The organism is uncultured Oscillibacter sp. (genome assembly GCF_900544955.1).
Lineage (GTDB): Bacteria > Bacillota > Clostridia > Oscillospirales > Oscillospiraceae > Oscillibacter.
In genome coordinates, this window is record NZ_UQXD01000042.1 from 1 (window position 1) to 19,913 (window position 19,913).

General features: G+C 67.7%; 16 protein-coding genes. 8 read left to right on the forward strand and 8 right to left on the reverse strand.

Going from position 1 to position 19,913, the window contains the following annotated elements; genetic code table 11:
- The first annotated feature begins 538 nt into the window (after positions 1–538).
- The 3 genes from mfd to QZS21_RS09470 all read left to right on the forward strand — a co-directional run bounded on the left by mfd (position 539) and on the right by QZS21_RS09470 (position 6,641).
- A complete protein-coding gene (mfd, locus tag QZS21_RS09460) occupies positions 539–4,045 on the forward strand; it encodes a transcription-repair coupling factor (protein ID WP_295582732.1) in 3,507 nt (1,168 codons plus the stop codon).
- A gap of 57 nt (positions 4,046–4,102) precedes the next feature.
- A complete protein-coding gene (locus QZS21_RS09465; protein WP_295582734.1) occupies positions 4,103–5,128 on the forward strand; it encodes a peptidyl-prolyl cis-trans isomerase in 1,026 nt (341 codons plus the stop codon).
- 256 nt (positions 5,129–5,384) lie between these two features.
- On the forward strand, positions 5,385–6,641 hold the full coding sequence (locus QZS21_RS09470) for an acetyl-CoA C-acetyltransferase (RefSeq protein ID WP_295582736.1): 1,257 nt from the start codon (positions 5,385–5,387) through the stop codon (positions 6,639–6,641).
- 147 nt (positions 6,642–6,788) lie between these two features.
- Here the strand turns inward: QZS21_RS09470 and QZS21_RS09475 are convergent, their stop codons facing one another.
- Positions 6,789–6,974: a ferredoxin gene (locus QZS21_RS09475; protein WP_295582738.1), complete on the reverse strand. Its 186-nt coding sequence runs from the start codon at positions 6,972–6,974 to the stop codon at positions 6,789–6,791.
- A gap of 229 nt (positions 6,975–7,203) precedes the next feature.
- On the opposite strand from QZS21_RS09475, the gene QZS21_RS09480 reads away from it, so the two are divergent.
- The gene (locus tag QZS21_RS09480; RefSeq protein ID WP_295582740.1) at positions 7,204–10,278 is read left to right on the forward strand and encodes an S-layer homology domain-containing protein; all 3,075 of its coding nucleotides are present in this window, start codon (positions 7,204–7,206) and stop codon (positions 10,276–10,278) included.
- A 47-nt stretch (positions 10,279–10,325) separates the two neighbouring features.
- Here QZS21_RS09480 and QZS21_RS09485 read toward each other — a convergent pair whose 3' ends face one another.
- A complete protein-coding gene (locus QZS21_RS09485; RefSeq protein ID WP_295582742.1) occupies positions 10,326–11,375 on the reverse strand; it encodes a helix-turn-helix domain-containing protein in 1,050 nt (349 codons plus the stop codon).
- Positions 11,376–11,633: 258 nt separating this feature from the next.
- Here QZS21_RS09485 and QZS21_RS09490 point away from each other — a divergent pair, with 258 nt between their 5' ends.
- Positions 11,634–13,574, forward strand: coding sequence for a bifunctional diguanylate cyclase/phosphodiesterase (locus QZS21_RS09490; protein ID WP_295582744.1), 1,941 nt, complete (start codon positions 11,634–11,636; stop codon positions 13,572–13,574).
- A 532-nt stretch (positions 13,575–14,106) separates the two neighbouring features.
- On the opposite strand, the gene recR is transcribed toward QZS21_RS09490, so the two are convergent.
- The 3 genes from recR to rpe are packed head-to-tail and all read right to left on the reverse strand — an operon-like array spanning position 14,107 to position 16,355.
- On the reverse strand, positions 14,107–14,706 hold the full coding sequence (gene recR, locus QZS21_RS09495) for a recombination mediator RecR (RefSeq protein ID WP_295582746.1): 600 nt from the start codon (positions 14,704–14,706) through the stop codon (positions 14,107–14,109).
- A 25-nt stretch (positions 14,707–14,731) separates the two neighbouring features.
- Positions 14,732–15,706 carry a D-cysteine desulfhydrase family protein gene (locus tag QZS21_RS09500; protein ID WP_295582748.1) on the reverse strand — a complete coding sequence of 325 codons (975 nt, stop codon included), beginning with the start codon at positions 15,704–15,706 and terminating at the stop codon, positions 14,732–14,734.
- On the reverse strand, positions 15,699–16,355 hold the full coding sequence (rpe, locus tag QZS21_RS09505) for a ribulose-phosphate 3-epimerase (protein WP_295582751.1): 657 nt from the start codon (positions 16,353–16,355) through the stop codon (positions 15,699–15,701). The genes QZS21_RS09500 and rpe overlap by 8 nt, the downstream gene beginning before the upstream one ends.
- A gap of 345 nt (positions 16,356–16,700) precedes the next feature.
- Here rpe and QZS21_RS09510 point away from each other — a divergent pair, with 345 nt between their 5' ends.
- The 3 genes from QZS21_RS09510 to trxA are packed head-to-tail and all read left to right on the forward strand — an operon-like array spanning position 16,701 to position 18,160.
- The gene (locus QZS21_RS09510; RefSeq protein WP_295582753.1) at positions 16,701–17,000 is read left to right on the forward strand and encodes a helix-turn-helix transcriptional regulator; all 300 of its coding nucleotides are present in this window, start codon (positions 16,701–16,703) and stop codon (positions 16,998–17,000) included.
- Positions 16,990–17,817, forward strand: a complete 828-nt coding sequence (locus QZS21_RS09515) for an NAD(P)/FAD-dependent oxidoreductase (RefSeq protein WP_295582754.1) — start codon at positions 16,990–16,992, stop codon at positions 17,815–17,817. Before QZS21_RS09510 ends, QZS21_RS09515 begins: the two co-directional genes overlap by 11 nt.
- Before the next feature lie 25 nt (positions 17,818–17,842).
- Positions 17,843–18,160, forward strand: a complete 318-nt coding sequence (gene trxA / locus QZS21_RS09520; RefSeq protein WP_295582756.1) for a thioredoxin — start codon at positions 17,843–17,845, stop codon at positions 18,158–18,160.
- A 70-nt stretch (positions 18,161–18,230) separates the two neighbouring features.
- On the opposite strand, the gene QZS21_RS09525 is transcribed toward trxA, so the two are convergent.
- The 3 genes from QZS21_RS09525 to QZS21_RS09535 form a co-directional block, all read right to left on the reverse strand.
- Entirely contained in the window at positions 18,231–18,419 is a 189-nt protein-coding gene (locus tag QZS21_RS09525; RefSeq protein WP_295582758.1) for a helix-turn-helix transcriptional regulator, read from the reverse strand.
- Positions 18,409–18,708 carry a hypothetical protein gene (locus tag QZS21_RS09530; RefSeq protein WP_295582760.1) on the reverse strand — a complete coding sequence of 100 codons (300 nt, stop codon included), beginning with the start codon at positions 18,706–18,708 and terminating at the stop codon, positions 18,409–18,411. The genes QZS21_RS09525 and QZS21_RS09530 overlap by 11 nt, the downstream gene beginning before the upstream one ends.
- 145 nt (positions 18,709–18,853) lie before the next feature.
- A partial coding sequence (locus QZS21_RS09535) for a PLP-dependent aminotransferase family protein (RefSeq protein ID WP_295582761.1) occupies positions 18,854–19,913 on the reverse strand: 1,060 nt, incomplete at its 5' end.

Genomic DNA, 19,913 nt, shown 5'->3' on the forward strand with positions numbered 1-19,913 from the left:
CTTTGGCGCAACCAAAGAAAATGGGGGGTGCATTCCCGTGGGGCAAAGCCCCACACCCCCATCCCGCCCCCGTGGGGCGGAAATCCCCGTCCCCGCCCGGTGGGGGCATTCCCCGCCCTGCCCCATGGGGTGAAACCCTTTGCCTCCGCGCCAGATGAGCGGTTATTCTCCGTCCTGCCCCGCAGGGCGGAAATCCCCGTCCCCCCTGAAGGGAGTGCGGTTTCCTCCGCCCCTGCCCATAGGGCTGTATTTTCCGCGCTGAGCGCGGACCGTCTTCTGCGCCGATGCGCGGCCACCCCCTGCCCGGTAGGCGGACGCGTCTTTTCAATGTGGAATGGGAATGCCATTCGCCCCACGGGAGACGGGGCTTCCCCCTCCGCCACCTGCGGGAGGGCCATGAGCCGCCTCTCCGCTGGCCGAAAATTCTCCGCCCCGCACATGTTCTCCCAAACCCTGCATACATAAAAAACATCCCGCCCTGGGGCGATGCCGCCTCCGTATCTGCGAAACTTCTAAAATTTTACAAGGAAAGAGCGCTATGGAACACTTCCTGCAACAACTGAATACCATCCCCGAGGTGGCGGAGCTGGTCCGCCGGGTGGAGGAGGGCGGCTGCCCCGCGGCGGTCAGCGGATTGCAGCCGGTGCAGCGGGCCTGTGTGGGCGCCGCCGTGGCCCGAGCCGCGGGCCGTCCGGCGGTGTTCGTCTGCGGTGATGAGCGGGAGGTCCGCCAACTGGCGGGGGACCTGCGGACCCTCACCGGGGAGGAGCCGGTGCTGTTGCTGTCCCGGGAGTGGCAGTTCCGCCCCGGGGCCGTCAGCTCCCGGGAGTGGGAGCGAGGCCGCCTGGCGGCGCTGTACGACCTGGCCCGGAACCGGACCCGGGTGGTGGTCACCACCGCCGACGCCCTCATGGCCCGGACCATGCCCCCGGCGCTGCTGCGCTCCCTGGCCATCACCCTGAAGGCCGAGAGCCGGGTGGACCTGGGCGAGCTGACGGACCGGCTGCTCTCCGCCGGGTACACCCGGTGCGAGCAGGTGGAGGGTGTGGGCCAGTTCGCCCTGCGGGGCGGCATTCTGGACGTGTTCTCCCCCCTGATGGACCAGCCGGTGCGATGCGAGTTCTTCGACGACGAGATCGACTCCATGGGTACCTTTGACCCCGGCACCCAGCGGCGGACCGCCAATGTAAAGCGCGCTTTGCTGCTGCCGGCGGCGGAGGTGCTGCCCCGCTGCGCCGAGGGGGGGCTTGCCGGCCTGGGGGCCAAGTTGACCGCCCTGGCGGAGAAGCTGGCCAAAAAGCAAAAGCACGAGGCCCTGACCGCCCGCCTCCGGGAGGACGGGGAGATGCTCCGGGGCGGTGCGGAGCCCGGCGGCATGGACCGGTATCTGGCCGCCGTCTATCCGGAGGTTGCGGCGGGGGTCCACTACCTGCCCGCCGACGCCGTGGTGTTCCTCTGCGAGAGCGGGCGGGTGGACGAGCGGGTGAAGGGCACGCTACTGGCCTTGAAGCAGGACACAGAGACGCTGCTGGAGGCGGGGCTGCTGGCGGGGGAGTACGCCCGGCTGTGCCTCTCCGCCGAGGAGCTGTACGCCGCGCTGGAGGCCTTCCCCGTGGTGATGGCCGACGCCCTGCCCACCTCCCGCCATCCCCTGCGGCCCCGGGGGCTTCTCAGCATGAACGCCCGGCAGCTCAGCTCTTACGGCGGCAGCCTGGAGACGGCGGCGGCGGACCTGGAGCAGTATCGGAAGAGCGGCAGCGCGGTGCTGGTGCTGTGCGCCGGGGAGAGCCGGGCCAACAATCTCCAGCGGCTGCTGGAGGAGCGGGACATCCCCGCGGTGCTGGACCTGAAAAACGCCGCCATGCCCCGGCCGGGGGAGGTGCGCATCTCCCAGGGGGCCCTGTCCGCCGGGTGCGAGTGGCCGGTTTTGAAGCTGGCGGTGCTGACGGAGGGCCAGCTTACCGCCGCCCCCCAGAAGCGGACCAAATGGAAGAAGGAGTCCAACCGCCAGAAAATCCAGTCCTACACGGACCTGAGCCCCGGGGACCTGGTGGTGCACGTCCACCACGGCGTGGGCCGGTTTGCGGGCATTCAGCGGATGCCGGTGGACGGGGTGGAGAAGGACTACATCAAGATCGACTACGCCGGGGGCGACTGCCTGTACGTCCCCGCCACGGCGCTGGACCTGGTGTCCAAGTATATTGGCGGCGGGGAGGAGCAGGAGCGGCAGAAGCTGAACAAGCTGGGGGGCACCGAGTGGGCCCGCCAGAAGACCAAGGCGAAAAAGGCCGCCAAGGACCTGGCCAAGGGCCTCACCGCCCTGTACGCCGAGCGGCAGCGCCGCCCGGGCTTTGCCTTCTCCCCGGACTCCACCTGGCAGGTGGAGTTTGAGGAGTCCTTTCCCTACACGGAGACCGACGACCAGCTGCGGGCCATTGCGGACATCAAGGCCGACATGGAGAAGCCCCGGCCCATGGACCGCCTCCTCTGCGGCGACGTGGGCTACGGCAAGACGGAGGTGGCCCTCCGGGCGGTGATGAAGTGCGTGCTGGACGGCAAGCAGGCCGCCATTCTGGTGCCCACCACGGTGCTGGCCCAGCAGCACTACGCCACCGCCTGCGGCCGCTTCCAGAACTTCCCGGTGAAGATCGAGGTCCTCTCCCGGTTCACCTCCGCCAAGGAGCAAAAGCGGATTCTGGACGCGGTGCGGCGGGGGGCCGTGGACCTTTTGATCGGCACCCACAAGCTGCTGCAAAAGGGCCTGGAGTTCCACGACCTGGGGCTGCTGATCATCGACGAGGAGCAGCGCTTCGGCGTCACCCACAAGGAGCGGCTCAAAGAGATGAGCCGCCAGGTGGACGTGCTCACGCTGTCCGCCACCCCCATTCCCCGGACGCTGAACATGGCCCTCTCGGGCCTGCGGGACATGTCCACCATCGAGGAGCCCCCCGCCGACCGCCATCCGGTGCAGACCTATGTGCTGGAGCACGACTGGGGCATCCTGGAGGACGCCATGCGCAGGGAGCTGAGCCGGGGCGGTCAGATTTACTACCTCCACAACCGGGTGGAGTCCATCGACCTCACCGCCTCCCGCATCCAGAAGATGCTGGGGCCGGAGGTCCGCATCGTCACCGGCCACGGAAAGATGGGAGAGCAGGGGCTCTCCTCCGTGATGCAGGCCATGGTGGACGGGGAGGCGGACATTTTGGTGTGCACCACCATCATCGAGACCGGCATCGACATCCCCAACGTCAACACCCTCATCATCGAGGACGCGGACAAGATGGGGCTGGCCCAGCTCCATCAGATCCGGGGCCGCATCGGCCGCAGCGCCCGCCGGGCCTACGCCTATCTCACCTACCGCCGGGGCAAGGTGCTCCAGGAGGTGGCCGCCAAGCGGCTGGCCGCCATCCGGGAGTACGTGGAGTTCGGCTCCGGATTCAAGATTGCCATGCGGGACCTGGAGATTCGGGGCGCGGGCAATCTGCTGGGGCCGGAGCAGTCCGGCTATCTCATGAGCGTGGGCTACGACCTGTATTTGAAACTGCTGGAGGAGGCGGTGTTGGAGGAGCGGGGCGAGGAGCGGCAGATCGAGACGGAGTGCTCCGCCGATCTCACCGTCAACGCCAACATCCCGGAGCGGTACGTGTCCTCGCCGGAGCAGCGGATGGACCTGTACCGGCGGATTGCCGCCATCCGCAGCGACGAGGACGCCTCCGACCTGCTGGACGAGATGCTGGACCGGTACGGCGAGGCGCCGAAATCCGTGCTGGCGCTGCTGGACGTGGCACTGCTGCGGGCGGCGGCGGCCAAGGCCGGGGTGGCGGACATCTCCCAGAAGCGGGACGTGCTGCGCTTCCAATTGGCGCTGTTCCGGCCGGAGGCCCTGGTGGCCGTCTGCGGCCAGAGCAAGTATAAGTACCGGCTGACCCTGGCAGCGGGGGAGAGCCCCGCCCTGTCCCTGAAGCTGAAGCCCGGCGAGGACGTGCTGGAGGCCGCCCTGGCGCTGGTGGAGGATTTGAAGCTGGCTGAAAAAACCGAATAGTCCGCGCCCTCCCCGCATAGGTATGGATGGACAACCTGGGGGAGAGGAGCGAACACCATGAAAAGACGCATGATCTGCCTGGCCCTTTCGCTGTGCCTTCTGCTCACCGCCTGCGGCGGGAGAGAGGACGGCGGGGGCCAGGCGTCGTTTTTGGGCCGGGCGGCGGAGCTGGAGGAGACGGCGGCGCTGGTGACGGTGGGGGGCCGGGAGGTGCCCGCCTGGCGCTACCTCTACTGGCTGGCCTACACCTGCGACCGGGTGCGGGACCAGTACCGGGACGCCGGGCTGCCCCTGGACTGGAAGGCCCCCGTCACCGGCGGCACGCTGGCGGACTACGCCCGGGACCAGGCCCTGGCGGACACGGCGCTGTACGCCACGGTGGAGAACTGGGCGGCGGAGTACGGCTGCGCCCTGGACGAGGCCGACCGGGAGACCCTGGCGGCGGACTGGGCGGAGAAGACGGCGGCGGGGGAGGAGGCCTACCTCGCCCGCCTCCGGGCGCTGGGGCTGGACCGGCAGCGGGCGGAGGAGCTGGCGGCGGTGGGGCTGCTGTACGCCAAGCTCTACCGGCTCTATGAGACGGAGGGCAGCCCCCTGGCGCCGGACCCGGAGGCCCTGCGGGCCTTTGAAACGGAGCGGGGGGAGCTGACGGTGGACCGCATCCTCATCGCCGCCGGGGAGGACCGGGAGTCCGCCCGGCAGCGGGCCGCCGTGGCCTTCTCCCAGCTCAACGGCGCGGCGGACCAGGCGGAAGCATTCTCCGCCCTGGCCGCCGCCGGGGACGACACCGCCGGCCCCCGGACCCTGACGGCGGGGGACGGCACCCTGGACCCGGCCCTGGAGGAGGCCGCCGCCGCGCTGGCGGAGGGCCAGTGCTCCGGCATTCTGGAGTCGCCGGAGGGCTTTTCCATCCTGCGGCGCCTGCCCGGGGACACCGCCGCCGTCCGGGAGGCCTACTTCGACCGCCTGCTCACCGACGCGGCCAAGGCGGCGGCGGTGGACACGGCGGAGGCGTACGGAGACCTGGAGATCCCCCGGTTTTACGAGCGGCTGGAGAGCCTGCGGGCGGCAGAGGAGCCGTGAGGGAGGGAGCGGTTTTCGGCACCTTGACGAAAACCAAACCCAATTTGTTAAATATTTGGCAAAAATGGGCGGGGGGACGAAATTTGCATTGACGCAGACAGAGAAACCCTCTATAATGAGACACGTGGACTGCGAGACGGCTCCACAATTGTCAAAAAATTAGCAATCTTGCGATCAGCTTGGCAATTCCCCTATATCCGTATCCGGGGCGGCATGGCGCCGCCATTGAAAAAACTTTACAAAACGGAGGAACACCATGAAAGAACTCTACGTCGTAAACTGCTGCAGAACTGCCATCGGCTCCTTTGGCGGTGCGCTGAAGAACACCCCCGCCGCCGAGATGGGCGCCATCGTCGTAAAAGAGGCTTTAAACCGCGCCGGCGTCGCGCCGGAGCAGGTGGACGAGGTCATGTTCGGCTGCATCCTGACCGCCGCCCAGGGGCAGAACGTGGCCCGCCAGGTGGCCATTAAGGCTGGCATCCCCTATTCCGTTCCCGCTTACACCGTGGGCATGGTCTGCGGCTCCGGCATGAAGTCCCTCATCGAGGGCGCCCGGGCCATCCTGGCCGGCGACTCCGACGTGGTGGTCTGCGGCGGCACCGAGAACATGAGCGCCGCGCCCTATGCCGCCCCCGACGCCCGCTGGGGCGCCCGCATGGGCGACAAGAAGCTGGTGGACACCATGATCAAGGACGGCCTGTGGGACGCCTACAACAACTATCACATGGGCACCACCGCCGAGAACATCAACGACATCTGGGGCATCACCCGCAAGGAGCAGGACGAGTTCGCCGCCTCCTCCCAGCAGAAGGCCTGCGCCGCCCGGGATGCCGGCCGGTTCGACGATGAGATCGTCCCCGTCCCCGTGAAGGTGAAGAAGGACATCGTGGAGTTCAAGAAGGACGAGTATCCCAAGGAGGGCACCACCGCCGAGGGCATTGCCAAGCTGCGCGGCGCCTTCCCCGTGGGTCCCGAGTCCCCCAACCCCCAGGTGGTCCATACCTTTGAGCCCACCGGCTGCCAGGAGACCGACGACAAGGGCACCCAGCGCGTCACCGCCGCCAACGCCTCCGGCATCAACGACGGCGCCGCCGCCATCATCCTGGCCTCCGGCGAGGCCGTGGAGAAGTACGGCCTGAAGCCCATGGCCAAGCTGATCGGCTGGGGCCAGGGCGGCGTGGATCCCAAGATCATGGGCGTGGGCCCCGTGGTGGCCTCCCGCAACGCCATGGCCAAGGCCGGCGTGAGCATCGACGAGATCGACCTGGTGGAGGCCAACGAGGCCTTCGCCGCCCAGTCCATCGCCGTGGCCCGTGAGCTGGGCTTCGACATGAGCAAGGTCAACGTCAACGGCGGCGCCATCGCCCTGGGCCACCCCGTGGGTGCCTCCGGCGCCCGGATCATCGTCACGCTGCTCCACGAGATGCAGAAGCGCCCCGAGGCCAAGAAGGGCCTGGCCACGCTGTGCATCGGCGGCGGCATGGGCACCGCCACCGTGTTTGAGAAGTGCTGAGTGATCTGAGGGAAGCGCCTTCCCAGAGATGAAAAAAAGATTCCCCGGCCAAGCGGCCGGGGAATCTTTTTTTGCCGCGCCCGGCCTCCCTGCCCGGCCTTCCCGGGGGCGGGGGTCTGCCGGAGGGCGCCCTCCGGCGGACGGGGTTCACCGCTCCAGCAAAATGGCGTTGACGGGGCAGCCGTTGGCGGCGTCCGAGACCCGGAAGAACTGGGACTTGTCCGGCTGGGTGAGGACGGTGGAGTGCTTTCCCTGGATGCGGAAGACGCCGGGAGCCGCATGGGCGCACATGCCGCAGCCGATGCAGCGGGCGGTGTCGATGGTGACGGTCATGGGGAGGACCCTCCTTTGTTGCGTTTTCCCCATTGTAATACGGAACTGCCGGTTCTCCAAGAGGTTTTTTTGAAACGGGGCGGAACCTTTTGCCGTCTCCAGCCGTCTTTCTAACGAAAGTTTGGCGAAATCGGTGGATTTTGTATCCGGTTTGGCATTTACAAAAAAGCGGGATTGTGGTATCCTGAAAAACGTTATGTAGACTTGTTTGTTCTGTGGGAGGAGACCTATGAATCGATTTTTCCGCAAGTCCCTGTCCCTGCTGCTGGCGCTGTCCCTGCTGGGGGGCGTCTCCGCCGCCGCATCGGACGCCCTGGGGGAGGACCTGACGGCCAGGGACACCCTGCTGAATCAGGAGACCCAGCTCTCCACCAACGTGTTTTGGAGCAGCGCCTACTCCGATCTCCGGACGGAGAACCTGGTGACCTACGTGCCCAACGGCGCCGTGACCCCCATGGTCACCTTCGGCGACGTGCTGACGGACCGGGGCACCGTCTCCTCCATGGCCCGGCGCCTGGAGAGCCAGGGCTACCGGGTGGTGGCGGGCATCAACGGCGACTTCTACAACGTGGGCACGGGCCTGCCCATCGGCATGGTGGTCACGGAGGGCCAGCTCCGCAGCAGCGACGGCGGCTACTACGCCATCGGTTTCCGGGCGGACGGCACGTCCGTCATCGGCAAGCCCGCGGTGAAGGTGTCCGCGGACCTGGGCTACGAGCTGCTGGACAGCTATGACGTGCCCACCCGGGTGGTCCGCCAGCTCACCGGGGTCAACAAGGCCCGGGTGTCCACCGGCGGCATCTACCTCTATACATACGACTTCAACGCCAAGCACACCACCGGCACCACGGAGGCCGGGGTGGACGTGGTGTGCACCATCGTGGACGGGGAGCTGTCCATCGGGGAGACCCTGACGGTGGTGGTGGACCAGGTGCTGGAGGCGGCCTCCGCCACGCCCATCGGGCCGGACCAGGTGGTGCTGTCGGTGAACGCCCAGTCCTCCGCCTACCACATCGACGCCCTGCGGGGTATTCCCGTGGGCACCACCGTTACCCTCTCCACCGCCGCCGCCAGCGAGGAGTGGAACGACGTGGAGTACGCCGTGGGCGCGCTGTACTCCCTGGTGGAGTACGGCGCCGTGGCCGCCGGGCTGCCCTCCGGCGTCAACCCCCGCACCGCCATTGGGCTGAAGGCGGACGGCTCCCTGGTGCTCTACACCGTGGACGGCCGCCGCTCCGGCTACTCCATCGGCGCCTCCCTCACCCAGGTGGCCCAGCGGATGATCGAGCTGGGCTGCGTCTCCGCCCTGTGCCTGGACGGCGGCGGGTCCACCACGCTGTCCGTGACGGAGCCGGACGAGTGGACCGCCAAGACCATCAACCGCCCCTCCGACGGCGGCGAGCGCTCCGTCAGCAACCAGATTTTCCTGGTGGCCAGCAATGCGCCCACCGGCGAGCTGAGCCACTTCTACGTCAGCGCCGACGCCCAGTATGTCCTGGCGGGCAGCCGGGTGAACATCGCCGCCTCCGCCGTGGACACCAACTTCCTCCCCATGGACCGGAGCTATGAGCTGGAGGCCGACGACGGCGAGCTGGAGGGCAATGTGCTCATCACGCCCCGATCCGGCGGGGAGATCACCGTCACCGCTGAGGGCCGGGGCGGCAGCGGCAGCACCACGGTCTACGCCGTCTCCGACCCGGACAACATCGCCATCCGGGACGCCAACAGCAGCCTGCTCACCGCGCTGAACGCCGTCCCCGGCACCACCACCCAGCTCACGGCCTCCGCGGTGTACCGCCACCTGCCGCTGAAGGCGGACGCCTCCGCCTTCACCTGGGACGTCACCGGCGGCATCGGCACCATCGACGAAAACGGCGCCTTCACCGCCACCACCCCCGGCACCGGCACCATCGTGGCCACCGCCGGCGGCAAGTCCGCCGTGGTGCAGGTGACGGTCTCCAAGGTGGCGCTGGACACGGTGGAGGACTTTGAGCAGGACGCCACCCTCTTCACCGACGGCACCGGCAGCAACCTGACCTACACCCGGGCCACCGGCAGCGAGCAGGTCCACCTGGGCCGGGGCGCCGCCCGGCTGGAGTACGCCCTGGCGGAGGAGCTGGGCTGCGTGGCCCAGTGGCGCACCTGGAATGGGGCGGCCACCCTCGGCATCCCCTATACCAGCCTGAACCTGTGGGTCAACGGAGACGGCTCCGGCAACGTGCTGTCCTTCCTGTACGGCGACGGCGCGGAGGACGGGCTGACGCTGCCCGTCGCCACGCTGGACTTCACCGGCTGGAAGCAGGTCAGCGTGACGCTGCCCAGCCAGCCCTTCACCCTCCAGGGTGTCCAGGTGGCCACCACCGGCGCCAGCGTCTACGACGACGGCCTGGGCAACCTCATCACCGAGTATCCCGCCACGCCCCGGACCGGCACGGTGTATATCGACCACATCGTGGCCTCCTTCGGCGGCACGGTGGACAACGAGGCGCCGGTGATCACCGCCTCGCTGGAGGAGTCGGACTTTTCGGTGCGGGCCACGGTCTCCGACGCGGTGGACGGGGTGCTCCCCGCCTCCGCCGTGACGGTCTCCTATAACGGCGCACCGATGTCCGCCGATTACAACGCCTCCACCGGCAGCCTGGCCTTCGCCCTGCCCGGCCCCGGCGAGACCCACGAGGCCATGCGGGTCACCATCACTGCGATGGACGCCTCCGGCAACATCGGCCGGGCCTCCCTGGACGTGGAGCCCTACGGCGTGGACCACAAGTTCACGGACATCAACGGCTACTGGGCGGCCACCTATGTGGACTTCCTGTACAACTCCGGCGTCACCACCGGCTATTCCGACGGCACCTTCCGCCCCGACCAGAACATCACCCGGGCCCAGTTCGCCGTGATGCTGTACCGGTACCTGGGGCTGGAGGAGAGCCGGTATGAGGACGTGACGCTGCCCTTCGCGGACAACGGCGCCATTCCGGAGTACGCCGTGCCCGCCATCCGGGCGCTGTACACCGAGGGGGTCATCAACGGCTCCACCGGCGCCGACGGCCGGGTGTACTTCAACCCGGGCAGCAGCCTCACCCGGGCTCAGGCCGCCACCATGATCGGCCGGACCCAGGCCAAGGGCTACGCCGCCGCGGTGCTGACCTTCACCGATGCCGCCAGCATCCCCGCCTACGCCACCTACTATATCCAGACCATGGCGGCCCAGGGCATCATCGGCGGCTACACCGACGGTACGTTCAAGCCCAACAACAACATCACCCGGGGCCAGATGGCCAAGATTCTCTACAACCTCATGTGACGGCACAAAGAGCCCCGCCCGGCGCAAGAAGCGCCGGGCGGGGCTTTTCACGTCTCCAGGGCCTGGAGCAGGGCCAGATACCGGGGGTCCTCCCGCACGGGGGCAAAGGCCGGGTCCGAGCGGAGGGCGCTTTGCAGCATCAGGGCCAGATACCGGTGGTAGGACGCTGCCCGCTCCTGGGGCACCGGCTCCGACCAGAGGCGGTGGGGGAAGTCCGTCTGGGTTTGCAGGCAGGAGACGACCTCCTCCAAACGGTCCAGGGCCTCCTCCTGCCGCCCGGCCTCCATGGCCAGGCTGGCGGAGAGCAGCGCCGCCTCCGTGGGCGGGTGGCCCAGGGCCTGGGACACGGCACAGTGGGCCTCCCAGGCCTGCCGGGCCTCCGCCTCCGTGTCCGCGTAGTCCAGGGAGGACATGGCGGCAAGGCAGGTGAGCAGGGCCTGCTCACTTTGCAGCAGTTGGAGCTGCAGCGTCTCCCGGGCCTTTTTTCGGTCCCCCCGCTGGCGGTACAGCGCGGCGTACAGGGGGCGGGGGGAGGCGACCGCCTCCGGCAGCGTGTTCAGCAGGGCCTCCGCCTGGTCCAGGGCGCCCGCCTTGAGGTGGAGGCTCGCCAGCAGATAGGCGGCGGAGGGGGCCAGCCGGGGGTCCCCCCGGCGGTGGACAAAGTCCAGGCCCTCCCTGGCCAGGGCCGCGCCCCGGGCGGCGGACGCCTCCGTCCAGCCGAACATGGCGGGCAGGCCGGTGGCCAGGGTGGAGAGCTGAAAGCGCAGCTGGCAGTCGTTGGGATAGCGCCGCAGAAGGGCCTCCATCCGGTCCAGGGCGTGGTCGCCGCCGGTTTTGGCCAGGTCCCGCAGCTCTGTCATCAGCGCCGAATACCGCTCCTGGGGGAAGTCCGCCGCAAAGGAGAGGAGGGTGTTCACGTCGGTGTCCAGGGCCCGGGCGATGGGGGCCAGCAGCCCGATGTCCGGGCAACTGGCGCCGGTCTCCCACTTGCTGACGGCGGGCGGGGAGACGCCCACCTTCTCCGCCAGCTGCTCCTGGGTCATGCCCCGCTTCCGCCGCAGGTCCCAAATCACGCCGCCGATGGTTGGTTCATCCATAAAAAAGCCTCCGCTCAGAAAAGTCCAGGGCGCCCTGTCTGTAACCAGCTTACCACGGCTTCCCGGTCTGCGCAATGGAGGCGGAATTAAGGAATGGGAAAGTTTTTATGAACGGCGGGAAAGACGGGAAAAGAACGGAAAACAGGAATGGCTTGCTTCTGGCCGCCGCTTGGAGTACAATGTTACTCGGACAAAGAACAGATGTTGGCCGGAGGGGACGGGCATCCCGTGACCGGCGGAAGCGGTGGTGAAAGCGCCATGAGGCGATACGCAAAGAGCGGCCTGGTGATCCTGCTCCTCTCCCTGCTGCTGTTGGGCGGTGTCACGGTGCACACGGTGACCCAGATCCAGAGCTACGGCAAGCTTATCAACTATGTGGGCATCGTGCGGGGTGCCACCCAGCGCCTGGTGAAGCTGGAGCTGGTGGACCAGCCCGACGACGGCCTTGTGGACTATCTGGACGGCATTTTGGAGGACCTGTCCGGCGCGGATGGGGAGTACCACTTGCCGCTGCCCGACGACGCGGTGTACCGCCAGGCGCTGGGCGAGCTGCGGGGGATGTGGGTCCAGGTGAAGGACCATATCGACGCCCACCGGACCGGGGCGGAGGACGGCGAGGCGCTGCTGGCGCTGAGCGAGCGCTATTTCGCCCAGGCCAACGACACGGTGTTCGCCGCCGAGGCCTATACGGCCCGCCAGGCGAAGGTTCTCCTGGCGGCCTGCGCCGTGATGCTGAGCGTGATGCTGGCGACGTGGCTGTTCATCTTCTGGGCGTCCTCCAAGAAGCTGTTTTTGCTGGAGCGCACCAACCGGCAGCTGGACGATTTGGCGCGGCGGGACCGGCTGACGGGGGCCTATGAGCTGGACGCCTTCAAGGAGAAGGCCCAGAGCCTGCTGGACCAGGCGGGGGACACCCGCTACGCCGTGGTCTACACGGATTTTGCGGATTTCAAGTATATCAACGACATGTTCGGCTACGCCTACGGGGACAAGGTGCTGGCCCGGTATGGGGAGATTCTTCGGGCCGGGCTGCGGGAGGGGGAGCTGTGCGGCCGGGTCTCCGCCGACAACTTCGTGCTGCTGCTGCGCTACGAGCAGAAGGAGGAGGTGGCCGCCCGCCAGCGGGAGGCGGACCGGGAGATCACCGCGTTTATGCGCAGCTCCCCCGGGCGGCAGAGCCTGTCCACCTGCTGCGGCATCTGCTGTGTGGGGGACGTGATCGAAAAGCTGGGCATCGGCGGGCTGATGGACCGGGCGGGCTTTGCCCGCAAGACGGTCAAGAACAAGACCAACCCCAACTACGTCTACTACAACGACAGCATCCGCCGCAGGCTCTGGGAGGAGAAGGACATCGAGAGCCGGATGGCCGCCGCCCTGGAGCACCGGGAGTTTGTGGTCTATTACCAGCCCAAGGTGGACCTGCGCACGGGGCGGATCGCCTCCTCCGAGGCGCTGGTGCGCTGGCAGCTGCGGGATGAAGTGGTCCCGCCGGACCACTTCATCCCGGTGTTTGAGCGGAAGCTGATGATCGGGCGGCTGGACCAGTACGTGATGGAGGAGGTCTGCCGCTTCCTGCGGGAGCGGCTGGACGCGGGGGAGATCGTGCTGCCGGTGTCCGTCAACGTGTCCCGGCTGCAGTTCTACGACGAGGGGTTTGTGAGCCGCTACGTGGAAATCCGGGACAAGTACCGCGTTCCGCCGGAGCTGCTGGAGATCGAATTCACCGAGTCCATCGTCTTCGACAACACCGATCTGCTGCTGCAGACGGTCCGGGCGCTGAAGCAGGCGGGCTTCGCCTGCTCCATCGACGACTTTGGCAAGGGCTACTCCTCCCTGAGTTTGCTGAAGGACCTGCCGGTGGACACCTTGAAGATCGACCGCTTCTTCTTCGAGGAGGGGGAGGACCAGGAGCGGGAGTGGGCCATCATACAGGGCGTGGTGGAGATGGTGCACAAGTTCCGCGTCCGCACGGTGGCGGAGGGGATCGAGACCCCGGAGCAGGTGCGGCGGCTGCAGGAGATCGGCTGCGACTATGTGCAGGGCTTTGTGTTCTACCGCCCGATGCCCCGGGAGGCCTACGAGCGGGCGCTGCGGGAGCAGACGGCGAAGAGTGCGGAGGGACGGCGGCCCGCGGAGCTGGCCGCCGCAAGGGCGGTTTTGGACCGGGAGCCGGGCCGGGGCGGGCTCGCCCAGGCGTGACGGTCGCCGCGCCGCCGGAGCGGATATGACAACAAGAGGGCCGGGAGATTCTCCCGGCCCTCTTGTTGTTGTGCGGTGTGGGGTAGCGGTGTGCCTTGGTCCGGTTGTGCGTCCTGGCCCGATGGTGTGTTCTAGTCCGGCGGTGTGTCCCAGTCTGATGGTGCGTCTTGGTCCGGTGGTACATCTTGGCCCGGTGATGTGTCTCAGTTTGGCGGTGTGTCCTGGTTCGACGGTATATCTTGGTTCGGTGGTGCATCCCGGTCCGGTGGTGCGCGCTAGCTTGATGGTGCATTCTGGCCTGGCAGTGTATCCCACCCCGGTTGAGCGTCCCGTCCAAGTCCAGTGTTCCGGAACGGCCGGAAGGTCCGCTCCGGCGGGGGGAGTGCTGCTGGCGGGTGATGGCAGGTGCCCCGGCGGTGTGTTCCCGCCGGGGGTGTTCCTCTGGGGGTGTTCCTCCGGCGGCATTCCGCTGGGGACGGGGCCGCCCCGCAACAAAACAGCCGCCGCCCGGGAGGGCAGCGGCTGGGGGCGTTCAGATGTCCCGGCGGCCCTCCAGGGCCCGCATCAGCGTGGCGTCGTCGGCAAACTCCAGGTGGCCGCCCACGGGGATGCCGTAGGCCAGGCGGGTCACCCGCACGCCGAAGGGCCGCAGCAGCCGGGCGATGTACATGGCGGTGGCCTCCCCCTCGGTATCCGGGTTGGTGGCCATGATGACCTCCTGTACGCTTCCCTCGGCCACCCGCTCCACCAGGGACTTGATGGCCAAATCGTCGGGGCCCACGTGGTTCATGGGGGAGATGACGCCGTGGAGGACATGGTAGCGGCCGCCGTACTCCCGGCTCCGCTCAATGGCCGCCACGTCCCGGGGGTCCGCCACCACGCAGATGGTGGCGCCGTCCCGCTTGGAGGAGGCGCAGATGGGGCACAGGCCCCCGGCGGTGAAGTTCTGGCACACCGGACAGCAGGTGACGCTGTGCTTGGCGTCCAGAATGGCGTCGGCAAAGGCCCGGGCGTCCTCCTCCGGGAGGCCCAGGACGAAGAAGGCCAGGCGCTGGGCGGATTTGCCGCCGATGCCCGGCAGGCGGGCGAACTGCTCCACCAGCTTTTCCAGGGGGGCGGGGAAGTATTCCATGGCGGGGATGCTCCTTCTCTTGAAATTACGGCTGGGGCAGGTCCATGGCGAAGAGGGCCGCCGCGCCGCCGGTGTGGACGAACACAATGTCGCCCTCCGGGCCGAAATAGCCCTTTTGCAGCAGCCCCAGCATTCCGGCCCAGGCCTTTCCGGTGTACACCGGGTCCAGCAGAATGCCCTCGGTCCGGGCCAGCTCCTCGATATAAGGGGTGTCCGCCGGGTTGGCGACGGCGTAGCCCGGGCCCACGTGGTAGACCATCTGGAAATCGTCCTCCCGCCGGGCAAAGGGACGGCCCAGCAGCGCCGCCGCGCCGGCTGCCAGGGCGGGGACGATCTCCTCAAAGGCCTCGTCGTCCACCCCCATGCCGGTAACCTTGGCGCCGGGGAGGTACAGCCCGGCCCCCAGCAGCAGCCCGGCGGTGGTGCCGCCGGAGCCGGTGGCGGAGACCAGGTGACGGATGCGCAGGCCCTGGGCCTCCGCCTGGGCCGCGGTCTCCCGGACGGCGTTCACATAGCCGAGGGTGCCCAGGGGCGTGGAGCCGCCCACGGGGATGTGGAGGGCTTTGCGGCCCTGGCGGGCCAGCTCCCCGTCCAGCCGGTCCATCTCCTCGTAGATGTCCTCGTAGCGGTCGGTGTCCACAAAGCGGACCTGGGCGCCGTAGAGCCGGTCCAGCACCAGGTTGCCCCGGGGGTCCGTCACGCCCCGCTGCTTGAGCAGCAGCACGCAGGCCATCCCCAGACGGGCGGCGCAGGCGGCGGTGAGCATGGCGTGGTTGGACTGGGCGCCGCCGGTGGTGAACACCGTGTCGCAGCCCTGGGCCCGGGCCTCCGCCAGCAGGTACTCCAGCTTGCGGACCTTGTTGCCCCCCAGGGCCACGCCGCACAGGTCGTCCCGCTTGATCCAGATGTTCCGCCCATAGCGGGCGCTGATGCCCTCCAGCCGGTGCAGGGGGGTGGGGAAGACGCCCAGGGACAGCCGGGCGAGCATCTGCTCATGCATCGGCGCCACCTCTCAGCTCCCGGATGCGGGCGGGGATGTCCGCCGCCCGGTACACGGCGCTGCCCGCCACCAGCACGTTGGCGCCCGCCCGGATGCAGGTGCGGCAGGTCTCCGGGTCCACGCCGCCGTCCACCTCCAGCTCACAGGCGGGGTTTTGCTCGTCGATCAGCCGCCGCAGGGCGGACACCTTCTCCATCTGGTCCGCCATGAACGTCTGGCCGCCGAAGCCCGGCTCCACCGTCATCACCAGAATTAGCTCTACCTCCCGCAGGAAGGGCAGGGCCGCCTCCGCCGGGGTTCCGGGCTTGAGGACCACGCCGGCCCGCTTGCCCCTAGCGTGGATTTTGCCGATGGCGGCGTGGAGGTTCTCCTCCGTGTCCGACTCCACGTGGACCGTCACCAGGTCCGCCCCGGCGTCGCAGAACTGCTCCACGTACCGCACCGGCCGGACGATCATCAGGTGGACGTCCAGGGGCAGGTCCGTGGTGGGGCGGAGGGACTTCACCACCGGGATGCCGATGGTGATGTTTGGGACGAACACGCCGTCCATCACGTCCACATGGACGTAATCGGCGGTGGAGATGCGGCGGATATCCCGCTCCAAATTGGCAAAATCGGCGGAGAGGATGGAAGGCGCGATTTTGATCATGCAAAACCCTCGTTTCGTTGTGGTTTTCGGCGGCGGCGGCGGGGACAGGCGGCGGGCGGGGGGTGACTGCCGGAGGCGGCGCCGCATAGGATGGCTCAAGCGGTCAGGGCGCCTCCGGTTAACTTTTCCGCGCAGCGTCCGCCCCCGGGGACGGCGCCGCCGCTTTTTTGAATAGGGAGCCGGCGGGACCTCCGCCGGCTCCCATTTTGCGCTGCCCCCAGTGTACCAAACTCCGGCTGCAAAAGCAACCGGGCCCCTAAATTTTTGCGTTGTTGCAAAAACGACTTTCGGAATTAGAATATCATGGTATTCTAATGTCAGAATTCAAACGGGGCGGTGAATGCTATGGAAATCTGCATAGACTATGAGGAGCGGGCGGCGCTGCTGAAGGCTCTGGCCCATCCGGTCCGGCTGCGGATTGTCCACAGCCTGCTGGTGGGCGGGTGCCACAACGTCTCCTGCATGGAGCGGAGTACCGGCATGTCCCAGTCCTGCATTTCCCAGCATCTGCAAAAGCTGCGGGCGGCGGGCGTGGTGGTGCCGGAGCGGTCGGGCAACGAGGTGTACTATCACGCCGCGTCCGGGGAGGTGGCCTCCTTGATGGCGGCGCTGCTGCGAGAGGAGGCGGAGCGCTATGTCCTATGACATTCTGGTGATCGGCGGCGGCCCGGCGGGGCTGTCCGCGGCGCTGAACGCCCGGGCTCGGGGCCGCAGCGTGCTGGTGGTGAGCAACCCCCTGGCGGAGAACCCCCTGTGGCGGTCGGAGCGGGTGGACAACTACCTGGGTCTGTCCGGCGTCACCGGCCGGGAGCTGCTGGAGACCATGCACCGCCACGCCGAGGAGATGGGCGCGGCGTTCCGGGAGGGGAAGGTCCTCAGCACCGTGGCGATGGGGGACGCCTGGTACGCCTCCATCGGCACCGACATGGAGAACGCCGGGGCCGTGGTGCTGGCGGCGGGCGTGGCCCGGGGGAAGAAATTCCCCGGCGAGGAGGCGTTTTTGGGCCGGGGCGTCAGCTACTGTGCCACCTGCGACGGGATGCTGTACCGGGGAAAGCCGGTGGCGGTGCTGGGCTATACGGACACGGCCCGCCAGGAGGCGGCGTTTCTGGAGGGCATCGGCTGCTTCGTCACCTACTTCCACCGGCCGAAGACTTGCTCCATCCGGGGCGGCGGCCAGGTGGAGGAGATCACCTGCGACGGCAGGACCGCCGCGGTGGCGGGCGTCTTTCTGCTGCGGCCCACCATGGCCCCCACAGACCTCTTCCCGGGGCTGGCGGTGGAAAACGGCTATGTGACGGTGGACCGGCGGATGGCCACCAACCTCCCCGGCGTGTTTGCGGCGGGGGACTGCACCGGCGGCCCCCTTCAGGTGTCCAAGGCCGCCGGAGAGGGCCTGATCGCGGGGCAGAGCGCCGCCGCTTATGTCGCGGAGCGCCTGCGGAAGCAGCAACAAACCTGATTCAAAAAGAAAAGGAGCGATTATGATGGCAATTCAGCATTTTAAGACCGCGGAGTTCGACGCCGCCGTGGAGGCGGCCCCCCTGGCGATGGTGGATTTCTGGGCCGGCTGGTGCGGCCCCTGCAAGATGCTCTCCCCGGTGGTGGAGTCCATTGCGGAGGCCTATGAGGGCCGGGCGCTGGTGGGGAAGGTGAATGTGGACGAGGAGCCGGAGCTTGCCCGGCGGTTCGGCGTGATGAGCATTCCCACGGTGGTGTTTTTGAAGGAGGGCCGGGAGTTTGACCGGAAGGTGGGCGTCATGTCCGCCGAGTCCTTCACCGCCGTGCTGGACGGCAATCTGTAAAGGGTTTTTACCGGCCAAGGCGCCCCGCATCTGCGGGGCGCCTTGGCCTTGTTGTCCCTCCCGGGCCCGGTTACAGATGGAAAAGCCCATCCACGGGGAGGCCCAGCTCCCTTGCCAGGTGAAAGGCCAGAAGCAGGGAGGGATCGTATTTGTTGTTCTCAATGGCATTGACGGTCTGCCGGGAGACGCCGCATTTTTTGGCCAGCTCCTCCTGGGACAGCCCCAGTTCCCTCCGCCGGTTCCGGATTTCATTTCTCATATTGGCCGTGCCTTTTTTTGTAGTACAGAAGGGCCAGAAAATAGAGGACGGCGGCGACCTCCAGCTGGATCAGGGGGTTGGCGGTCATCGGCTGCGCCCGGACGAAATTTTCGATCACGTCCAGAATTTTTGCGCCCACCGTGGCGGCCAATGTAAAGGAACTGGCTTTCCAAACGATCAACTGACTGCGCTCGTCTCCCGGCTTCAGCAGCGTCACCAACAAGATCAGGTCCAAAACGGCAAATACCAGCAGGATGGCGCCCAGGAGCAACATGATGTAAACGGACATCAATGGGTCTCCTTTCCATCGGTTTTTTCAGCAAGTGTCAAAGTGTTTTGACATTTTGAGCATAACACGACGGCGGGGAGATGTCAAGAGTTTTTGACATTTCCCCGCCCTTCGGATGATTCCCCGCGCCAAGCGGCGCGGGGAATCACCCCTCTTCCCTGAAAACCTCCGCCAGCAGGGCCATGGCCTCCGGCAGGCGCTCCGGCGCCAGGGCGGCGTAGTTCACCACCAGGGTGTGGGCATAGCTCTCGCGGGGCACCGCCGCGTAGGCGGAGAGAAATCCCAGCCGCACCCCCAGCGCCTCCCCCCGGCGGCGGAGGTCTTCGTCACTTTGGGCGGTGTCCAGCCGCAGCAGGAAATGGAGGCCGGAGCCCTGCTCCACAATGGTGATGCGGTTGGCGAAGGGGCTGGTGCGGAAGGCCTCCAGCACGGCGGCCCGGCGGGCGCGGTACTCCTTCCGCAGCCGGGAGAGGTGCTGCTCGTAGGCCCCCCGGTCCAGGAACCGGGCCAGCACATGCTGCTCCAGGGCCGGGACGGTGCAGGCGTAAAAATCCAGCTCCCGGCGGTAGGTCTCCAGCAGCCGGGGGGGCAGCACCATGAAGCCGATGCGCATGGAGGGGGAGATGGTCTGGGAGAAGGTGTTCAGATACACCACCCGTCCGCCGCTGTCGATGCTCTGAAGCGTGGGGAGGGGGCGGCCTGTAAAGCGGAACTCGCTGTCGTAGTCGTCCTCGATGATGACGCCGCCGATCTCCTCCGTCCACCGCAGCAGCGCCTGCCGCCGGGCGATGGGGGTGATCAGGCCGGTGGGATAGTGGTGGGCGGGGGAGAGATGGGCCACGTTGGCGCCGGAGGCCCGGAGGGCGGAGAGGTCCATGCCCTGCCGGTCCAGGGGCACCGGGCGGCACACCACGCCGCACTTGCCGTAGACCTGACGGATTTTGGGGTAGCCCGGGTCCTCCAGGGCGAACACCGCCCCCCGGCCCAGCAGTTGGGCCAGCAGCAGGTACAGGTACTCCGCCCCGGCGCCCACCACGATCTGCTCCCAGGATACCGCCATGCCCTTGTAGTCCCGCAGGTCGGCGGCGATGGCCCGCCGCAGGGCGGGAAGGCCTTGGTGGGGCACCGGGGAGAGGAAGCCGCCGCCCTCGGAGAGGACCTGCCGGGTGAGGCGGGCCCAGGCCGCCGCCGGGAACCGGGCGCTG

Excerpts from the sequence above, each read along its gene's own strand:
- mfd (WP_295582732.1), top strand. The coding sequence starts at position 539 with ATGGAACACTTCCTGCAACAACTGAATACCATCCCCGAGGTGGCGGAG.
- QZS21_RS09465 (WP_295582734.1), top strand. The coding sequence starts at position 4,103 with ATGAAAAGACGCATGATCTGCCTGGCCCTTTCGCTGTGCCTTCTGCTC.
- QZS21_RS09470 (WP_295582736.1), top strand. The coding sequence starts at position 5,385 with ATGAAAGAACTCTACGTCGTAAACTGCTGCAGAACTGCCATCGGCTCC.
- QZS21_RS09475 (WP_295582738.1), bottom strand. The coding sequence starts at position 6,974 with ATGACCGTCACCATCGACACCGCCCGCTGCATCGGCTGCGGCATGTGC.
- QZS21_RS09480 (WP_295582740.1), top strand. The coding sequence starts at position 7,204 with ATGAATCGATTTTTCCGCAAGTCCCTGTCCCTGCTGCTGGCGCTGTCC.
- QZS21_RS09485 (WP_295582742.1), bottom strand. The coding sequence starts at position 11,375 with ATGGATGAACCAACCATCGGCGGCGTGATTTGGGACCTGCGGCGGAAG.
- QZS21_RS09490 (WP_295582744.1), top strand. The coding sequence starts at position 11,634 with ATGAGGCGATACGCAAAGAGCGGCCTGGTGATCCTGCTCCTCTCCCTG.
- recR (WP_295582746.1), bottom strand. The coding sequence starts at position 14,706 with ATGGAATACTTCCCCGCCCCCCTGGAAAAGCTGGTGGAGCAGTTCGCC.
- QZS21_RS09500 (WP_295582748.1), bottom strand. The coding sequence starts at position 15,706 with ATGCATGAGCAGATGCTCGCCCGGCTGTCCCTGGGCGTCTTCCCCACC.
- rpe (WP_295582751.1), bottom strand. The coding sequence starts at position 16,355 with ATGATCAAAATCGCGCCTTCCATCCTCTCCGCCGATTTTGCCAATTTG.
- QZS21_RS09510 (WP_295582753.1), top strand. The coding sequence starts at position 16,701 with ATGGAAATCTGCATAGACTATGAGGAGCGGGCGGCGCTGCTGAAGGCT.
- QZS21_RS09515 (WP_295582754.1), top strand. The coding sequence starts at position 16,990 with ATGTCCTATGACATTCTGGTGATCGGCGGCGGCCCGGCGGGGCTGTCC.
- trxA (WP_295582756.1), top strand. The coding sequence starts at position 17,843 with ATGGCAATTCAGCATTTTAAGACCGCGGAGTTCGACGCCGCCGTGGAG.
- QZS21_RS09525 (WP_295582758.1), bottom strand. The coding sequence starts at position 18,419 with ATGAGAAATGAAATCCGGAACCGGCGGAGGGAACTGGGGCTGTCCCAG.
- QZS21_RS09530 (WP_295582760.1), bottom strand. The coding sequence starts at position 18,708 with ATGTCCGTTTACATCATGTTGCTCCTGGGCGCCATCCTGCTGGTATTT.